This is a genomic window from Leuconostoc mesenteroides subsp. mesenteroides ATCC 8293 (assembly GCF_000014445.1).
Taxonomy (GTDB): Bacteria; Bacillota; Bacilli; order Lactobacillales; family Lactobacillaceae; genus Leuconostoc; species Leuconostoc mesenteroides.
The window spans coordinates 314,661-329,261 of sequence record NC_008531.1; the positions used below are offsets into that span (position 1 = coordinate 314,661).

The 14,601-nt window shown below is 37.0% G+C and carries 17 protein-coding genes and 1 tRNA gene; 12 read left to right on the top strand and 6 right to left on the bottom strand.

Annotated features, from left to right (window positions below; all coding sequences use genetic code 11):
* Window positions 1-23 precede the first annotated feature (23 nt).
* From LEUM_RS01740 to LEUM_RS01760, 5 genes are read right to left on the bottom strand one after another with little or no spacing between them, the layout of a single operon-like run.
* A complete protein-coding gene (locus LEUM_RS01740; protein WP_004164751.1) occupies window positions 24-503 on the bottom strand; it encodes a hypothetical protein in 480 nt (159 codons plus the stop codon).
* A gap of 14 nt (window positions 504-517) precedes the next feature.
* A complete protein-coding gene (locus LEUM_RS01745; RefSeq protein WP_011679225.1) occupies window positions 518-1,738 on the bottom strand; it encodes an ABC transporter permease in 1,221 nt (406 codons plus the stop codon).
* A complete protein-coding gene (locus LEUM_RS01750) occupies window positions 1,731-2,624 on the bottom strand; it encodes an ABC transporter ATP-binding protein (RefSeq protein WP_011679226.1) in 894 nt (297 codons plus the stop codon). The genes LEUM_RS01745 and LEUM_RS01750 overlap by 8 nt, the downstream gene beginning before the upstream one ends.
* A gap of 11 nt (window positions 2,625-2,635) precedes the next feature.
* Complete coding sequence (locus LEUM_RS01755) at window positions 2,636-3,103, bottom strand: hypothetical protein (RefSeq protein ID WP_011679227.1); 468 nt, start codon at window positions 3,101-3,103, stop codon at window positions 2,636-2,638.
* Window positions 3,096-3,302 carry a helix-turn-helix transcriptional regulator gene (locus LEUM_RS01760; RefSeq protein ID WP_011679228.1) on the bottom strand — a complete coding sequence of 69 codons (207 nt, stop codon included), beginning with the start codon at window positions 3,300-3,302 and terminating at the stop codon, window positions 3,096-3,098. The genes LEUM_RS01755 and LEUM_RS01760 overlap by 8 nt, the downstream gene beginning before the upstream one ends.
* Window positions 3,303-3,445: 143 nt before the next feature.
* Between LEUM_RS01760 and LEUM_RS01765 the strand changes: the two genes are divergently transcribed.
* The 3 genes from LEUM_RS01765 to LEUM_RS01775 all read left to right on the top strand — a co-directional run bounded on the left by LEUM_RS01765 (window position 3,446) and on the right by LEUM_RS01775 (window position 4,308).
* Window positions 3,446-3,661, top strand: coding sequence for a P8 family protein (locus LEUM_RS01765; RefSeq protein WP_011679229.1), 216 nt, complete (start codon window positions 3,446-3,448; stop codon window positions 3,659-3,661).
* Window positions 3,662-3,755: 94 nt separating this feature from the next.
* Window positions 3,756-3,827, top strand: a tRNA-Glu gene (locus LEUM_RS01770).
* A gap of 175 nt (window positions 3,828-4,002) precedes the next feature.
* Window positions 4,003-4,308, top strand: a complete 306-nt coding sequence (locus tag LEUM_RS01775; RefSeq protein ID WP_010280212.1) for a hypothetical protein — start codon at window positions 4,003-4,005, stop codon at window positions 4,306-4,308.
* A gap of 430 nt (window positions 4,309-4,738) precedes the next feature.
* Here the strand turns inward: LEUM_RS01775 and LEUM_RS01780 are convergent, their stop codons facing one another.
* Window positions 4,739-5,239, bottom strand: coding sequence for a cysteine hydrolase family protein (locus LEUM_RS01780; RefSeq protein ID WP_011679230.1), 501 nt, complete (start codon window positions 5,237-5,239; stop codon window positions 4,739-4,741).
* Between the two features lie 624 nt (window positions 5,240-5,863).
* On the opposite strand from LEUM_RS01780, the gene LEUM_RS01785 reads away from it, so the two are divergent.
* The 9 genes from LEUM_RS01785 (at window position 5,864) to tgt (ending at window position 14,583) form a co-directional block, all read left to right on the top strand.
* A complete protein-coding gene (locus LEUM_RS01785) occupies window positions 5,864-6,610 on the top strand; it encodes an amino acid ABC transporter permease (protein WP_011679231.1) in 747 nt (248 codons plus the stop codon).
* 50 nt (window positions 6,611-6,660) lie between these two features.
* Entirely contained in the window at window positions 6,661-7,488 is an 828-nt protein-coding gene (locus LEUM_RS01790; protein WP_011679232.1) for an amino acid ABC transporter substrate-binding protein, read from the top strand.
* A 12-nt stretch (window positions 7,489-7,500) separates the two neighbouring features.
* Window positions 7,501-8,205 carry an amino acid ABC transporter permease gene (locus tag LEUM_RS01795; protein ID WP_011679233.1) on the top strand — a complete coding sequence of 235 codons (705 nt, stop codon included), beginning with the start codon at window positions 7,501-7,503 and terminating at the stop codon, window positions 8,203-8,205.
* A gap of 2 nt (window positions 8,206-8,207) precedes the next feature.
* Window positions 8,208-8,945 carry an amino acid ABC transporter ATP-binding protein gene (locus LEUM_RS01800; protein ID WP_011679234.1) on the top strand — a complete coding sequence of 246 codons (738 nt, stop codon included), beginning with the start codon at window positions 8,208-8,210 and terminating at the stop codon, window positions 8,943-8,945.
* 32 nt (window positions 8,946-8,977) lie between these two features.
* Complete coding sequence (locus LEUM_RS01805) at window positions 8,978-10,213, top strand: aminotransferase-like domain-containing protein (protein WP_011679235.1); 1,236 nt, start codon at window positions 8,978-8,980, stop codon at window positions 10,211-10,213.
* Between the two features lie 11 nt (window positions 10,214-10,224).
* Window positions 10,225-11,196: an NAD(P)-dependent oxidoreductase gene (locus LEUM_RS01810; RefSeq protein ID WP_011679236.1), complete on the top strand. Its 972-nt coding sequence runs from the start codon at window positions 10,225-10,227 to the stop codon at window positions 11,194-11,196.
* Between the two features lie 10 nt (window positions 11,197-11,206).
* Complete coding sequence (locus LEUM_RS01815; protein ID WP_011679237.1) at window positions 11,207-11,980, top strand: amino acid ABC transporter ATP-binding protein; 774 nt, start codon at window positions 11,207-11,209, stop codon at window positions 11,978-11,980.
* Window positions 11,977-13,212 (top strand): MFS transporter, encoded by a 1,236-nt coding sequence (locus LEUM_RS01820; protein ID WP_011679238.1) that lies wholly within the window; start codon window positions 11,977-11,979, stop codon window positions 13,210-13,212. The genes LEUM_RS01815 and LEUM_RS01820 overlap by 4 nt, the downstream gene beginning before the upstream one ends.
* A gap of 150 nt (window positions 13,213-13,362) precedes the next feature.
* On the top strand, window positions 13,363-14,583 hold the full coding sequence (tgt, locus tag LEUM_RS01825; protein ID WP_011679239.1) for a tRNA guanosine(34) transglycosylase Tgt: 1,221 nt from the start codon (window positions 13,363-13,365) through the stop codon (window positions 14,581-14,583).
* Window positions 14,584-14,601 lie beyond the last annotated feature (18 nt).

Consider the following 14,601-nt stretch of genomic DNA (forward strand, 5'->3'; position numbering starts at 1 on the left):
CTGAAAATCAGCCTAGCGTTATTTTATTTGTTATTCTGGATTGTCATCCTCTTATCTTGTTCAACGATAAAATGGCACAAGTCTCCGTCATCAATACGTGTAGGATGTTCTTTTAGAAACCGTTTGTATAGGAAAGCAATACGTGGTTTAAAAATCAATGTATTGGGTGCTACTAAATCATCACTCAGTAACTGATAACTGCGAATCGCATACGTCATAAGTTCATGTTCTCGTTGCCATGATTCTTCGCTTAGTCCGTTTTTTTCGACAAACAAATGTTGACGTTCTGCATATCCCAAAGCTTGTTGAAATCGATTTAAATTGTTAGGATCAATAGAAGAGTCAGGTCCAATGGCAATCATTGTTTGTTTAAAACTAGCTATTGCTTCTGGTGTTGCGTGTTTCGTTAATTCAAAACGTTGAAAGGGAATGCCAGTGCTAGTCTGACGTTCTTCATATTTGTACCATTTGGGATTTGTTAAAAAGTATGGTGTATTGTTCAAATGTGCTCCTCCGTTTACTTGTGGCGCAGTCTTGCTGCTAGTTGTTTCATAATTGGTTCATCAGAGTAAGATAGAACGTTTCTGGCGTAAATACCTTGACCAAACCATAGTAGTAAGAATAATGTGATAACAGCAATGAGTAATGCACTTATGGCTGCAGGCCATCCCTCAGTATGCGTAACAAGACGTATTGGCATCATACTTTGAGAGGCAAATGGTATATAACTAAGAATGCGAATCAAGAGATTATTCGGCATTTGAGTCATGATAAAGCTAAATACATAGCCAACCATAGCAATCATGGAAATGGGTTGAATAGCCTGCTGAACTTGTGCATTATCATTAATTAGAGAGGCAATCATTGACGTTAGCACTAAGTACAGCGCAACAGAAACAAGAACAAAAATTACTGCATAGATTATAAATGATAATGTCACACCATTTAAGTTAGATGCTAATCCTTTTACAAAACTGTTTTCTTTAAAGAAATTGAAAGTTGTGAATCCGGCGATGACGTAGATTAGCAGATGTGTGGTTACCAGAGCAAAAATACCGATGATCTTTCCAAAATATTGTACGCGTGCAGACGTCGCTGCCAATAGAATTTCCATAATGCGAGATGATTTTTCATTGGCGATTGCATTTGCAATCATTGATGTATACCACATGACTATAATAATAGTGATGATACCAATTGCACTGGCTATTAATTGGTTAGCGCTTTCAGTATTGCCACTATTAGTTGATTGTTTTGCTTGTTTGACAACGCTTTTTAAGTTATAAGGTTGCACTAAATCAGCAGTTTGTTCAGCAGTTAGTCCATATTGAGTAGCTTTTTGGGAACGTGATAAGTTACCTAATATAGCAGTAATCTTTTCTTTTGGAATCTGTTCACTTTTAGGCTGTGTGGTAATTGTGGCTTCATTCTTGTTGACGGTTAACACACCATCTAACTTTTCGTTTTGCAGTGCTGTATTGGCTTTTTTCTCATTGGTTATGTTGGAAACATGGATGTCTAATTCCTTTTCCGATTGAACTAAAATACTGCGGACTTCTTGGTTGCCAACAACAGCAATATTGGGTGTTGTATTGCCTTGCATTTTGGTAATGCCAAATATAACTGCACCAGCTAAAGCAGCGAAAATCAAGGGAGAAATCACAAGCATCCAATAACCGCGTGATTTAAATTGGCTGAGAAAAGTGTCTTTAATAACAATAAAAAGTTGATTAGTCATGAATAGCGACCTCCTGGCGGAAAATGTCATCGAGTGTTGGTGGTTGTTGGCTGAAGGCTGGGATATAGCCATTTTTTGTAACGAGGTCAAACACACGGTGCCCAGCTTCCTCTTCTGACAAAATTAAGTCATAGCCAACACCATGTGGCGTAACTGAGGCGACACCATCAATAGCTTTTAATGCTGCACTTGAAGTGGAGGATTCCACATAGACACGTGTGCGACCAAATTGTTCACGGATATTTTGCACAGGACCTTGGAGAACGATTTTTCCACGTTTTAACATAGTTAGATCGTCAGAAATCTTGGTCACGTTGTTCATGTCGTGACTTGAAAAAATAATCATTGCACCATTATCACGTAAGCGTATGATTTCATCCATCATTAAGCTTGTATTGACAGGATCTAAACCAGAAAAAGGTTCGTCGAGTATGAGTAGACTGGGTTCAAAGATTAATGAAGCGATCATTTGAACTTTTTGTGCGTTTCCTTTGGAAAGTGATTGTACTTTATCACTTACTTTACCAACGACATCAAGGCGTTTCATCCAATCTTTCAATGCAACGCGGGCATCTGAACGTTTCATACCGTGTAATTCTGCAAAGTACAATATTTGTTCTTCAACGGTCCGTTTTTGGTATAAACCACGTTCTTCGGGTAAGAAACCAATACGCTGTTTATCATTTTGGGTAATTTGCTGGTCGTTCCAAGTGATTGTTCCTGATGTTGGTTTAATGAAGTTTAAAAGCATACGGAAGGTGGTCGTTTTACCAGCACCGTTTTGCCCAATGAGTCCCATTACTTTTCCTTCGGTAAGCGTCATATTCATATTAGAGACAGCAATGTTTTGTCCGAACGTCTTGTTAAGATTAGTCAGTTGAATCATATTTTTATTCCTTATAATATTTTATTTAGTATATATCGCACACCACTATTGAACAAATAAATTAAGACAATTAAGAGATATAGATATGCAGCTCTTCGGTCCCAATAAAAAGTTGCCCAGCAAATAGCAATATAACTTACAATTAGTAACATAATAAAAGTTATTGTATTTGCGCGGTGAGTAATTTCTTGCAGTCGTTCGTCTGTTGCCTTTATTTTGCTTTTGTGTAGATACTTGCGATTATGAAATAGTATTCTAGATGTAATTATGGTACCGATACCCCCGCCAAGTATACCGGATGAAAATCCACGTAGAAAACTTCGCGAAGCTGGTGACTTTTGCAAGCTTGCTAAAAGCATTGTAATAGTCACAGTCAATATGATAACGATTGTCAAAAAATTAACTTGATATTTGATTTTTGCACGATATTCGTCGTCAGTTATTCCTGGTTTTGGTGATGCGAATAGTTTATTAATCATTTTTTCCCCCTTCAAAAATAAAGACATCTTCAATCGGTAAGTCAAAGAACTCGGCAATTCGATGTGCCAAAAACAAAGAGGCATTATATTTACCTTTTTCGAGTGATATCACGGTCTGACGCGTTACCTCAAGTTCAGCAGCAAGCTCTGCTTGAGTTAATTTACGTGATTTTCTTAGTTCTTGAATACGATTTATCAAAGTATGCCTCCTATAGTTTGGCTATTCAACAAAAATAGTATAGCGTACTTTACATTAAATGTAAAGTTTTGCTTACATTTTGAAAAGGTTGCATTTATAGGAAATAAGAACTATAACTAAGGTATAGAAAAGGGGGCCGAAACATGGCTGATGAAAAATTTGAAACATTGGATCTTCCAATGAGCGAAGTCTTTAGTTGGAGCGAGGACAAAACCCCACTACGCGATGCATTGTGGAACCATTATATGGACACAAGCAACAAAAACACTTTGGAAACTTTGAAACACTTGAAGGCTTATGAAAGCATGAGTTCTGATGAAGTTAAGCTTGAAGCTGAAAAAGTATTGCAAGAAGCATAATCGGATAAAAAGAGATTGATATTGTTTCAATCTTTTTTTGTTGCAAAAACCATTGACGCATGCTGGTTTTTTCGGTATACTTAATATTTGTTATGGCGCTATGGTCAAGTGGTTAAGACGTCGGCTTCTCAGGCCGAAATCGAGGGTTCGACTCCCTCTAGCGCTATTAGTATATTTCATGGCGTTGCATCAGGTTTCAAAAACTTTGATGTAGCGCCTTTTCTTATGAAAAACGTTGCACTGTATTTCGTAATAAATTGGAAACATTATAAATACGCAAGTAGGCAGTATAACGGCATATAAGCCGTTTTTTATTTGTAGAAAAGGAAGTGAGTAATAGTATGGAATTTTTAGGATTAGTTATTAGCTTAGCTGATGAACTATTTGATGTAGACGATAATAAGCCATTTGGCTTTAAATTTTGGCTGTCTATATTTGTATGGTTAATCATGCTTAGTGGGTTTATAGTTGTAGCTACAGTATTTATAATTTTATTTCCAGCTGTGTTTTTAAAAATCCTAAATACTATTTGGCTTGCGGTGATGGGTATAGAAATATTGTTAGCATGGTTTTGTTATTATTCTGGTAAACGTGTAGTAATATGGGCATTTCAAATTAAAAATAATATACAAGCACACAGTAAGTAAGTGTTGCATCAATTTTTAATAAATGATCTACGAGCTTGGAAAGCTGGTCTATGTTTTAGCGTATATCTGTTATTTATTAATTTAATCAACCAATGTCAATTAATTACTTTTATTTACACTTAAAAACCTGTACACAAAAAAGCCCCTGATTAATTTTAGAAGTTTTTTATTATCGATAAATATACAGATGGCGGTATAGTTTTTGAGCAACAGATAGAATGATGAGTGGGCTAACTATATGTATGCCTCACATAACATAGGTGTTCCCTATGTATCTAAAGCTCACTATGAAAACAATAATGGCGATAACCGCCACTGCTGCTCTCAATTGAAATGTTTTACTTTTGGTATCTATCCTGTTCATATTATGTTGCTTTCTAAAATGTTCATATTCTGATTCAGCATCAAAAACTTGTTTATTTTGGGGTACCTAAAACAGTCTTAAAAACCGATCATTCCATATGTTCTCATAAAATTGCACAGTTTGTTTTGCACTCATGTAGTAATTGTCTAATGTGGTGCTAAGTCCTTTTTTCATTTGCAATTCATAGCCCAAACCGTGTGCCATTTTGATTGTGGTGTCAACATAAAACTCTGTTTGAGCACCACAAATTTCAATGCTACGAACATCGTTTTCGTTGAGTAGTTTTCTTAGTTTAGTGTGATAGAAAGAATTGGCATGTGTTTTCTGAATGAAATAATCATTTGGTTGACTATCAATTTCGGGGATGATTTTCCAAAGGAAGCTTCCAAATATTAATTCTTCGTCGTTATGTTGGATAAAAATAATCGGTTTATGTGCATGACGATAAGCCGTAATGCGACTGTTTATACCAGTCACACATTCTTGAATGTTAAAAATGTCCTGCGGCTCTTTACAAACGCCATTTTGAAAATCAATAACTAGTAGTGTGTCTGATATTGGTAACATCATTTTTCCTTCTTTTAAGTTAAGTGTTCAAATTTAGGGAGCCACTAAACGAATAGAAAGACGTATTATAGTCCAATATTATTCGTTTTCTTTCACTTACTCTTACCATGAACTAATACATTAGTATCTTCGTAAATAAGCTATTTGAATTACAACGTTATATTAACACATTAAAAAAACGTATGTTGATGCACGAATAAAGTAGCTGCGTATTTTAAAGGTTTGTTAAATACATAAGTTGCGGTGCCAGTGACATTAATTTTGTACAAGCACTGGTACGTCATAAAATTTTTCTTCTTATATATTATCAAAAAAAGGCCAATCAATATTGTTATTGATCGGTCTTTTTTATATCAAGTTGAGATGAATATACGAACAAATGGTGATAATTTTTAGAACTAGTAGATAGGAAGTATTGTTTTACGTTGTGCAATGTGAACAAATTTAACATAATTATTGTTTAATTGATTTATAACGTGTATGATGTATTTTAACACCTAGTTAATTTTATGATTATAATAATGTTATTTAACCGGTTAATAACTTTATAAATTAATATATAAAATATTGTTCTTTATTAGGTTCTTATAATTTTAATTTCATCGATGAAGTAGGAGGCGTTTTATGAATAATTTTTTTCAACCACACCTTATATGGGAATATTTGCCTGATGTATTGTCAGCATTACCGACAACGCTGTTGCTTACTCTAGTATCAACAATCATTGGCGTAATCGTCGGCGCAGGTATTGCGTTTGTCAAAATGGAAGATACACCAATCTTTAAACAAATTGCAGTAGTCTTCACTTCTTTTATTAGAGGGACACCAATTTTGATACAAATGTTTTTAGTTTATTATGGACTGCCTATGTTTCTAGGATATGTGGGCATTAACACAGATGACGTCAGCCCATTAATCTATTTATTTATTACATATGGGTTGAATATGGCGGCTTTTCTTTCAGAAATCATTCGTGCCGCATTGGAAAGCGTGCCAGCAAGTCAACGTGAAGCGGCTTTAACTTCAGGTTACACAAAGCGTCAGATGTATTTTAAAATTATTTTCCCTCAGGCAGTAATTATTGCGGTGCCCAGTTTTGCGACAATGGTCATTTCGTTGCTGCAAGATACATCATTGGCATTCACAATCGGTGTATTAGATGTTGTTGGTAAAGCCAAAGCATTGGGTACGGCGACATTTCACACAGTTGAGGCTTACATTAGTGCGATGATCATATTTATTATTTTAAGTTTCATTTTAGAAAGATTCTTCCGTTGGATTGAAAAGCGCAGTAACTTTACGTCACGCAAAACACCAATTTTGGCTAATAATCCTGTGATACCAGTGATTGAGACACCAAAAACAACTTAATACATACACAAGATGTTGATAAATGAGAAGAGAGCTAGAGGAGTAATATTATGCAGAACAAAGCAAGTCGTAGCAAGGGCCTATGGATTGGTATTATTGTAGTCGTGGTAGCAGTTATTGCGGTCGCATTATTACACAATAACGGAAAAAGCAGTGGATCATCTTCTAAAGTACAGACAATTAAAGTTGGTTCCGGTAACGATGCTCAACCCTTTGCTTATTTAGATAAAAGTGGAAAACCAGTTGGTATGGATATTGCTTTGATCCAAGCCATCGATAAAAAGTTACCACAATATAAATTCAAGCTAACACTATCTGATTTTCCTACGTTAATCACAAACTTGAAGAGTGGTAAGACAACGATGGCTATGGAACAGATCGAACAGAATACAGAACGAAAGCAAGACTTTAAGTTTGGAAGCGTTGGCTATACTGTCTGGGATACCTTGTTGGCTACAAAGAAATCAACCGGCGTTTTGAACTCATTTGCGGATGCAAAAGGAAAGAAGCTTTATGTTACTAATTCAACGAACCAAGCAACTCTAACAGATGCTTACCTAAAGAAAAATCCTAATGCATATTCAGTTGTACGTGGAACCTACACAATGGAGCAAGTTGCGCAAGGAATCAATTCTAACCAGTTTAACGTTTACCCAGCTCCTAAGTATTCAATTGATTTGTTGAATCGTCAATTCAAAACGAAATTAGTCTATGGAAAAGCTGTTAACCATTCTAACGCTTATCCAATGTTTAATAAAAAGGCTGATCCAAAATTGGTTAAGGCTGTTAACAAGGCAATGGAAGAATTGAAGAAGGATGGCACAATTAAGAAGTTGAGTAATAAGTGGTTAAAGGGCGATTATGTACCTAAGGATTAGTGGAGGATTTCAATGAACTTTGATATTGGATTTATATTTCAAGTGGTAGTTAAATTAATTCCATACATCCCCATCACGATTTACATGGCGTTTGTTAGCTTAATTCTTGGCGGATTATTAGGATTAGTCATCGCACTAGTACGACACTATAAAGTGCCGGTATTATCACAGTTGTTTACCATCATGATTACCATTCTTAAAGGCGTTCCCTTGATTTTAGTTTTTTTGCTTATCTTCATGGTTACTTCCCAGAATTTTAATCGTGTGGCTAAAGCACTAGGATGGCATATGCACTATGGTGATTTACCAATGAGCCTTCTAGCAATCATTGGGTTATCCTTGATGGCAATGGTTGGTCTGAGTGAGGCATTCCGAGGTGCTTTTGAGTCAGTGAAAACTGTTCAGTTTGACGCTGCACGATCACTTGGTATGACCAACTTGCAGACAATTCGTCGTGTGTTAATACCCCAAGCATTTCCAGTCGCTTTACCAATGATTATTAATATGTTGATTAACTTAATCAAAGGTACAGCAATTGCATCATTAATTTCTGTGGTTGAAATTTTCTCAACGGCAACGCAAGCCGCTAGTTCTAACTATAAATATTTTGAAGCTTACATTGCTGCGGCAATCATTTACTGGTTAATGACAATTGTTATTGAACGAGCTGCTGTTCTATTAGAAGGACGTATGGATAAAAAGACAAGGAGGGCGTAATAATGATTGAAGTTAAGGATGTCCATAAAAGTTTCAATGATAATGAGGTCATTAAGGGCGTTAGCTTGTCTTTAAATGAGGGTGAGGTAGTGACCATTCTAGGGCCATCTGGGTCTGGAAAAACAACCTTCCTACGTTGTTTAAATTTTTTGGAAACAGCCGATTCAGGATCAATAACGGTAAATGATGAGCAAGTTACATTTGGTCAAGCAAATGCGAATGATATTCTACAGTTGCGACGACAAATGGGGATGGTATTTCAAAACTATGCGTTGTTCTTAAACAAAACTGCAAAGCAAAACATCATGGAACCCATGGTTATTGTTCATGGATTTAGTGTTAAAGAGGCTGAAGTGCGTGCCGCTGAATTATTGGAAGCTGTCGGTTTACCAGATCATGGTGATTATTACCCAGCACAATTATCAGGTGGACAAAAACAACGTATCGGTATCGCACGAGCATTGGCAGTCCACCCAGCGGTATTACTGTTTGATGAACCAACAGCGGCATTAGACCCAGAACTTGTGGGCGAAGTGCTTAAAGTCATGAAAGGGGTTAAAGATGCCGGTGTAGCCATGATTGTAGTGACACATGAAATGCAATTTGCGTACGAAGTGAGTGACCGGGTTATTTTTATGGCCGATGGCGTGATTGTGGAGGAAGGAACGCCGCAACAGATATTTGAAACACCGAAAGAAGAACGAACAAAAGCATTCTTAAACCGTTTTACAGTACAATAAGCGATTAATAATTTTAAAGGAGACTGCGTAATATGTCAGAAAAGCGTTATGAATTTGCAACACGGGTAGCAGGATTGCTCCCAAATCCTTTGCGGGAACAAGCCAAACATGTTCAAGAGGCTGATGATTATATTAAACTAACTTATGGTTATCCTAGCAATCAGGCCTTTCCTGTTGAAAAGTTGGCCAAAATTTCTGAAAAAATTTACCGTGATCACGCATTTGACTTTATGCAGTATGGTGAAACCGAAGGGATTCCGAGATTAAGAGCACAAATTAAAGAAAGATTAGCAAAATACCAGTCTTTAGATGTTGAAAATAATGATGTTTTGATTACTTCTGGTTCGACGCAAGGAATGGATTTGGTTTTTAAAATATTTGTGAATGAAGGTGATATTGTTCTAACTGAAGAACAAACATTTGTTGGCGCAGTTAATGCGATTAAATCTTACGGGGGCACGGTGCAAGGGTTACCATTTGATTTCTCGGCTGGAAGTATTGATACATCAGCCTTGAAAGCCACACTTGAAGCGGACACGGAGCATAGGATTAAAGTGTTGTACTTAATCCCAACTTTTCAAAATCCGGTTGGCACATCAATGCCACTTGAAAAACGTCAAGAAGTATATGATATTTGTCAGGCACATGAAGTCATGATTTATGAGGATGATCCATACGGTGATTTGCTGTATGCAGAAAAAACAGCCATTCCAAAAATTAAATCATTTGATCAGACGGGTAATGTCATTTACGCAGGTTCTTTTTCAAAAATATTAGCGCCAGGATCACGTTTGGGATACTTATTAGCACCAAAAGACGTATTCGATAAATTAGTTTTGATGAAACAAGTTGCCGATTCGTTTGCCAATTTATATTGGCAATATTTGGCTAGTCAGTTGATAGACGATTACGACTTTAATGAACATATTGATTACTTACGCCAGCTTTATAAGGAAAAAATGGACACAATGATTTCATCGCTAGCCCAAAAGTCTGATGATAATATGGCATTTGTTGTACCAGATGGTGGTTATTTCATATCAGTTAAACTAAATGACGATATAGAAACCGAAGCATTTTATGACGAATTGGAACAGCGCCATATCGGTGTCATTCCAGGCAATATTATGAGTGCAGCAGGTAGCGGTTATGAGCAATACTTTAGATTGAACTTTACGTTACCCACATTATCTGAAATCAAAATTGGCATTGAAAGAATTTCTGAGGCAGCAGCGGCGGCAAAACAAACTAAGTCCCCAGTAATTTGAGAGACGGGCATATGAAAATACTATTTTTTAACGTCTCAGCTGTAGAGAAAAATATTATCGATGAGTGGGCTGACACACAACTGATTTCTGTTAAAACGTTACCTGTTTCGATTGACTACGATAACATTGACTTAACTCGCAATTTTGATGCTGTTATTTTTTATCCAGGAAAATCTTTTCAAACTGATGAAAAGTTATATGCTCGATTGGCAGAGAATGGTATGAAACAAATTTCTGTCAAATCAACAGGTTATGATAATATTAATTTCGAATTTGCTGAAAAATATCACCTGACAATAACTAATGTTCCTGATTATTCGCCAGAATCTGTATCGCATTTTACAGTGATGAGCGTGCTCATGTTGTTACGTAATTTACCGCGATATCTTGATAGCCCAGAAACGACACAGCGAAAAGAGTTTATGGGAAGAGAATTAACAGAAGTGACCGTGGGCATATATGGTGCTGGCCGATTGGGTAGTCTTGTGGCTAAGACGTTGAAATTCATGGGTGCACGGGTAATGATGAATTCTCGTAGTCTGAAGCCAGAGTTAATTGGATCAGGCATAGAATTTGTTGATTTTAAACAGTTATTAGTTGAAAGCGATGTGTTGAGCATTCACGTGCCACTAAATAAACAAACTTTCCATAAATTTGACTTTGATAATCTTAGTTTAATGAAACAAAATGCCATATTAATTAACACAGCTCGAGGTGAGATAGTTGATACATCAGCACTGATAACGCACTTACAGCAAGGAAAATTTCAAGGTTTGGCACTTGATGCATTGGAAGATGAGGATACGAAAGGATTTGCAACAAATCCCTATTACCAGTCACTTCATAAATTTGAGAATGTATTGCTGACACCGCATATTGCGTATTTTACGAAGGCAGCTGTTCGTGATATTGCAATAACTGCATTAGAAAATGCACGTGATATTGTTATTGAAGGTAAATCAGAGAATACTGTTGTACAATAGGAGGTAAGCAATGAGTTTTATTGAAATTAAAGATGTACACAAGTCCTTTTACCAAAAAGAAATTTTAAAGGGTATTGATCTAACCCTGCATAAAGGTGAAGTTATTGTTATCTTGGGCCCATCAGGTTCTGGTAAAACAACTTTCTTACGCTGTTTGAATACACTTGAAAAAGCAGACAAAGGACAGATTAAGATTGATGATGTGACAAAAGATTTTACAGTAAAAGATCGTCAAAATACACGAGACCTAATTTTAAAGACAGCGATGGTTTTTCAAGGGCATGCTTTATTTGATAATATGACGGTATTGCAAAATGTTATTGAAGGTTTGATTCGTGTGAAAAAAATGGATCGCGAAGCGGCCACAAAAATTGGGTTGTCAACTTTAGACAGAGTTGGGCTATCTGACCGAGCAAATTATTATCCTGTTCAACTCTCTGGTGGGCAACAGCAGCGTGCAGGGATTGCTCGAGCAATGGCGATGCAGCCAGAACTATTATTGTTTGATGAACCAACGAGTGCTTTGGATCCTGAATTAGTAGGTGAAGTTTTATCCGCTATGAAAGAGTTGGCACAAGAAGGGCACACGATGATTGTCGTCACGCATGAAATGCAATTTGCTTATGAAGTGGCAGATCGGGTATTATACATGGAAGGTGGCGTTGTGGTAGAGCAAGGTCCACCAGAAGAAATATTTAATGCACCAAAAGATAAGCGGACTCAACAATTTTTGGCACGACTATCGGGTAAAAATTTTGGAGAGCCAGAATTGGTAAATTCATGATGCAGAATAATCAACAAAGTTTGGACAAAGTAAAAGGCGCAGTCAGTACTCAAAGCAGAGATACTGATCAGCGTCTTTTTACCAAGGATTTTATCATTCTAATGATGATTAACTTCTTGGTTATGACAGCAGTTACTACTCAAATGGGTACGCTGCCACTTTATGTAACCCATTTAGGTGGTAATTCGATTATGTCGGGATTAGTTGTCGGCATCTGGGGATTGGCTGCTCTTTGTGCGCGAATTCCAGTTGGCAAGTTACTGGACACATACGGTCGAAAAAAATTAATTTTTATTGGTTTAGCAATTTTGATGGCTGATTTTTCTATGTTGATTTTTTATAGTACAATTGCTAGTTTAATTGTTTTAAGAGCGCTACAAGGTATTGGTAATGGTACCCAATCTACGTCGGTTGCAACTATGGTAGCTGATAAGTTACCGAAGCAAAAGTTATCAATTGGTTTGGGGTATTTTAGTATATCGCAAACTTTACCGGCCGCCATTGGTCCTGCAATAGGGTTAGTTGTTGTTGAAAATTTTGGATTTCAATCACTTTTCTATTTTAGTTTGTCACTGATTTGTTTAGCGTTTGTTTTATCATTTTTCGTTAAGGATAATTATACTCATGTTGAAAAATCTAAGCATGTAGTAGATGAGAATACAGGCTTTCTCGATTTAATTCGTCTAAAAAGTGTGTGGGTGCCAAGTCTAATTGTTTTTGTGGTTTGTTTCGCAAATGCTGCTGTTACGGCGTTTTTAGTCCAATTTGGTGAGCAAAAAAATTTATCAGCGACGATTGTTGGGTTTAGCTTTACTATGCAGGCGATTATTGGTGCTTTAGTTCGTGTTTGGTTTGCGAAGTTATATCTATACTTTAGGTCTTATGTGTTAGTAATAGCCGGCATATTAATGATTGCCTCAGCCTATTTTATGATTGCTTTTGGTGCAACGGTGGAATGGTTAGTTTTAGCCGGTGCTTTGAATGGATTTGGATTTGCATTGCTTATTCCGTTGATGAATGCAGTGGTTTTGAAGAATGTTTCCTCAGCACAACGTGGTCGGGCAACGGCAATTTTTTCCTCTGGTACGGATGTCGCCTATGGCTTAGGGGCGTTTATGTGGGGTGTAGTTGCCAATTTTATCGGTTTCTTTGGAATGTATTGTCTCACGGCTACAATGGTCATTGCAACTTTGTTGTTAGTAATCGCCCATAATCGTTTGTTAAATGAATAAAAAAGAGAAGAGGGCGGTACCATGCCCGAGGTGTTGATTAAGTTGACAGTGTTCGGATTTTTCACGTACAATAGTAAAGTATCAAATTACCATTTTCGTGGTAATTTCAACATGACATGGTCGATACGTTGCTAGAAATGGAGAAGAAACATGGCAAATGAAAAACATCCTGCAGTATGGTATGAACACCTTCATACTGAAAAGTATACAGGTGCTCGACGAGGTCGTATTCACACGCCACATGGTACGTTTGAAACACCGATGTTTATGCCTGTTGGCACACAAGGTGCTGTGAAAGGCGTGGGCACGCGTGAATTAAAAGACATTGGTTCACAATTCATTTTAAGCAATACATATCATTTATGGGTACGTCCAGGAGATGAATTAATTGCTGAAGCAGGCGGTTTACATAAATATATGGGATGGGATCAGGCTATCTTGACTGATTCTGGTGGCTTTCAAGTTTTTTCATTGTCCGATGCACGTAAATTAAAAGAAGAAGGCGTAACTTTCCAGAATCATGTTAATGGTGACAGAATGTTCCTATCACCTGAAGTAGCCATGCGGATTCAAAACAACCTTGGATCTGATGTTATGATGCAGCTAGACGAAGCCATTCCTTATTTTGAAACATATGATTATATCAAGAATTCAATGCAACGCTCGCTGCGGTGGGCTGAGCGAGCCAAAGTAGCGCATAAGAAGACAGATACGCAAGCTTTATTTGGTATTGTTCAAGGAGCAGGTTTTAAAGCTTTACGAACTGAATCGGCCAATAACTTGGTGGATATGGATTTACCCGGATACGCAGTTGGCGGTCTATCAGTAGGTGAGTCTAAAGCTGAAATGAATCGGGTTCTGGACTTCACTATGCCCCTGTTACCAGAAGATAAGCCACGTTACTTGATGGGCGTGGCAGCACCAGATTCATTGATAGACGGTGTGATGCGCGGTGTTGATATGTTTGATTGTGTCTTACCAACTAGAATAGGACGCAAGGGAACGTTGATGACACGTTACGGTCGTGTTGTCATCCGAAATTCAAAATATAAGAATGATTTCACGCCATTAGATCCTGATTTGAGTTATTACTCACCAAATCCTATTCGTAAGGAACAATTTGGCAATTTAGCACAATACGATATACCAGGCTATAATCCTTTTAAAACATTAACTCGTTCTTATTTGCATCACCTATTTAATGCAAATGAATTATTAGGTGCGCAATTAGCTTCGGAACATAATTTGCGGTTCTTGTTACAATTCATGGAAGATATGCGTACTGCTATTGAAAACGATGAACTATTGGCTTTCCGTGAAACTGTTATGGAAGAATATGGATATAATAAGCCTAATGCACGATTATTCTAAGTTTGGTATAATAATAGT

Coding starts and splice junctions, on each gene's coding strand:
- LEUM_RS01755 (WP_011679227.1), bottom strand. CDS start 3,103: ATGATTAATAAACTATTCGCATCACCAAAACCAGGAATAACTGACGAC.
- LEUM_RS01800 (WP_011679234.1), top strand. CDS start 8,208: ATGATTGAAGTTAAGGATGTCCATAAAAGTTTCAATGATAATGAGGTC.
- LEUM_RS01810 (WP_011679236.1), top strand. CDS start 10,225: ATGAAAATACTATTTTTTAACGTCTCAGCTGTAGAGAAAAATATTATC.
- LEUM_RS01765 (WP_011679229.1), top strand. CDS start 3,446: ATGGCTGATGAAAAATTTGAAACATTGGATCTTCCAATGAGCGAAGTC.
- LEUM_RS01745 (WP_011679225.1), bottom strand. CDS start 1,738: ATGACTAATCAACTTTTTATTGTTATTAAAGACACTTTTCTCAGCCAA.
- LEUM_RS01790 (WP_011679232.1), top strand. CDS start 6,661: ATGCAGAACAAAGCAAGTCGTAGCAAGGGCCTATGGATTGGTATTATT.
- LEUM_RS01820 (WP_011679238.1), top strand. CDS start 11,977: ATGATGCAGAATAATCAACAAAGTTTGGACAAAGTAAAAGGCGCAGTC.
- LEUM_RS01815 (WP_011679237.1), top strand. CDS start 11,207: ATGAGTTTTATTGAAATTAAAGATGTACACAAGTCCTTTTACCAAAAA.
- LEUM_RS01780 (WP_011679230.1), bottom strand. CDS start 5,239: ATGTTACCAATATCAGACACACTACTAGTTATTGATTTTCAAAATGGC.
- LEUM_RS01785 (WP_011679231.1), top strand. CDS start 5,864: ATGAATAATTTTTTTCAACCACACCTTATATGGGAATATTTGCCTGAT.
- LEUM_RS01775 (WP_010280212.1), top strand. CDS start 4,003: ATGGAATTTTTAGGATTAGTTATTAGCTTAGCTGATGAACTATTTGAT.
- LEUM_RS01805 (WP_011679235.1), top strand. CDS start 8,978: ATGTCAGAAAAGCGTTATGAATTTGCAACACGGGTAGCAGGATTGCTC.
- LEUM_RS01750 (WP_011679226.1), bottom strand. CDS start 2,624: ATGATTCAACTGACTAATCTTAACAAGACGTTCGGACAAAACATTGCT.
- tgt (WP_011679239.1), top strand. CDS start 13,363: ATGGCAAATGAAAAACATCCTGCAGTATGGTATGAACACCTTCATACT.
- LEUM_RS01795 (WP_011679233.1), top strand. CDS start 7,501: ATGAACTTTGATATTGGATTTATATTTCAAGTGGTAGTTAAATTAATT.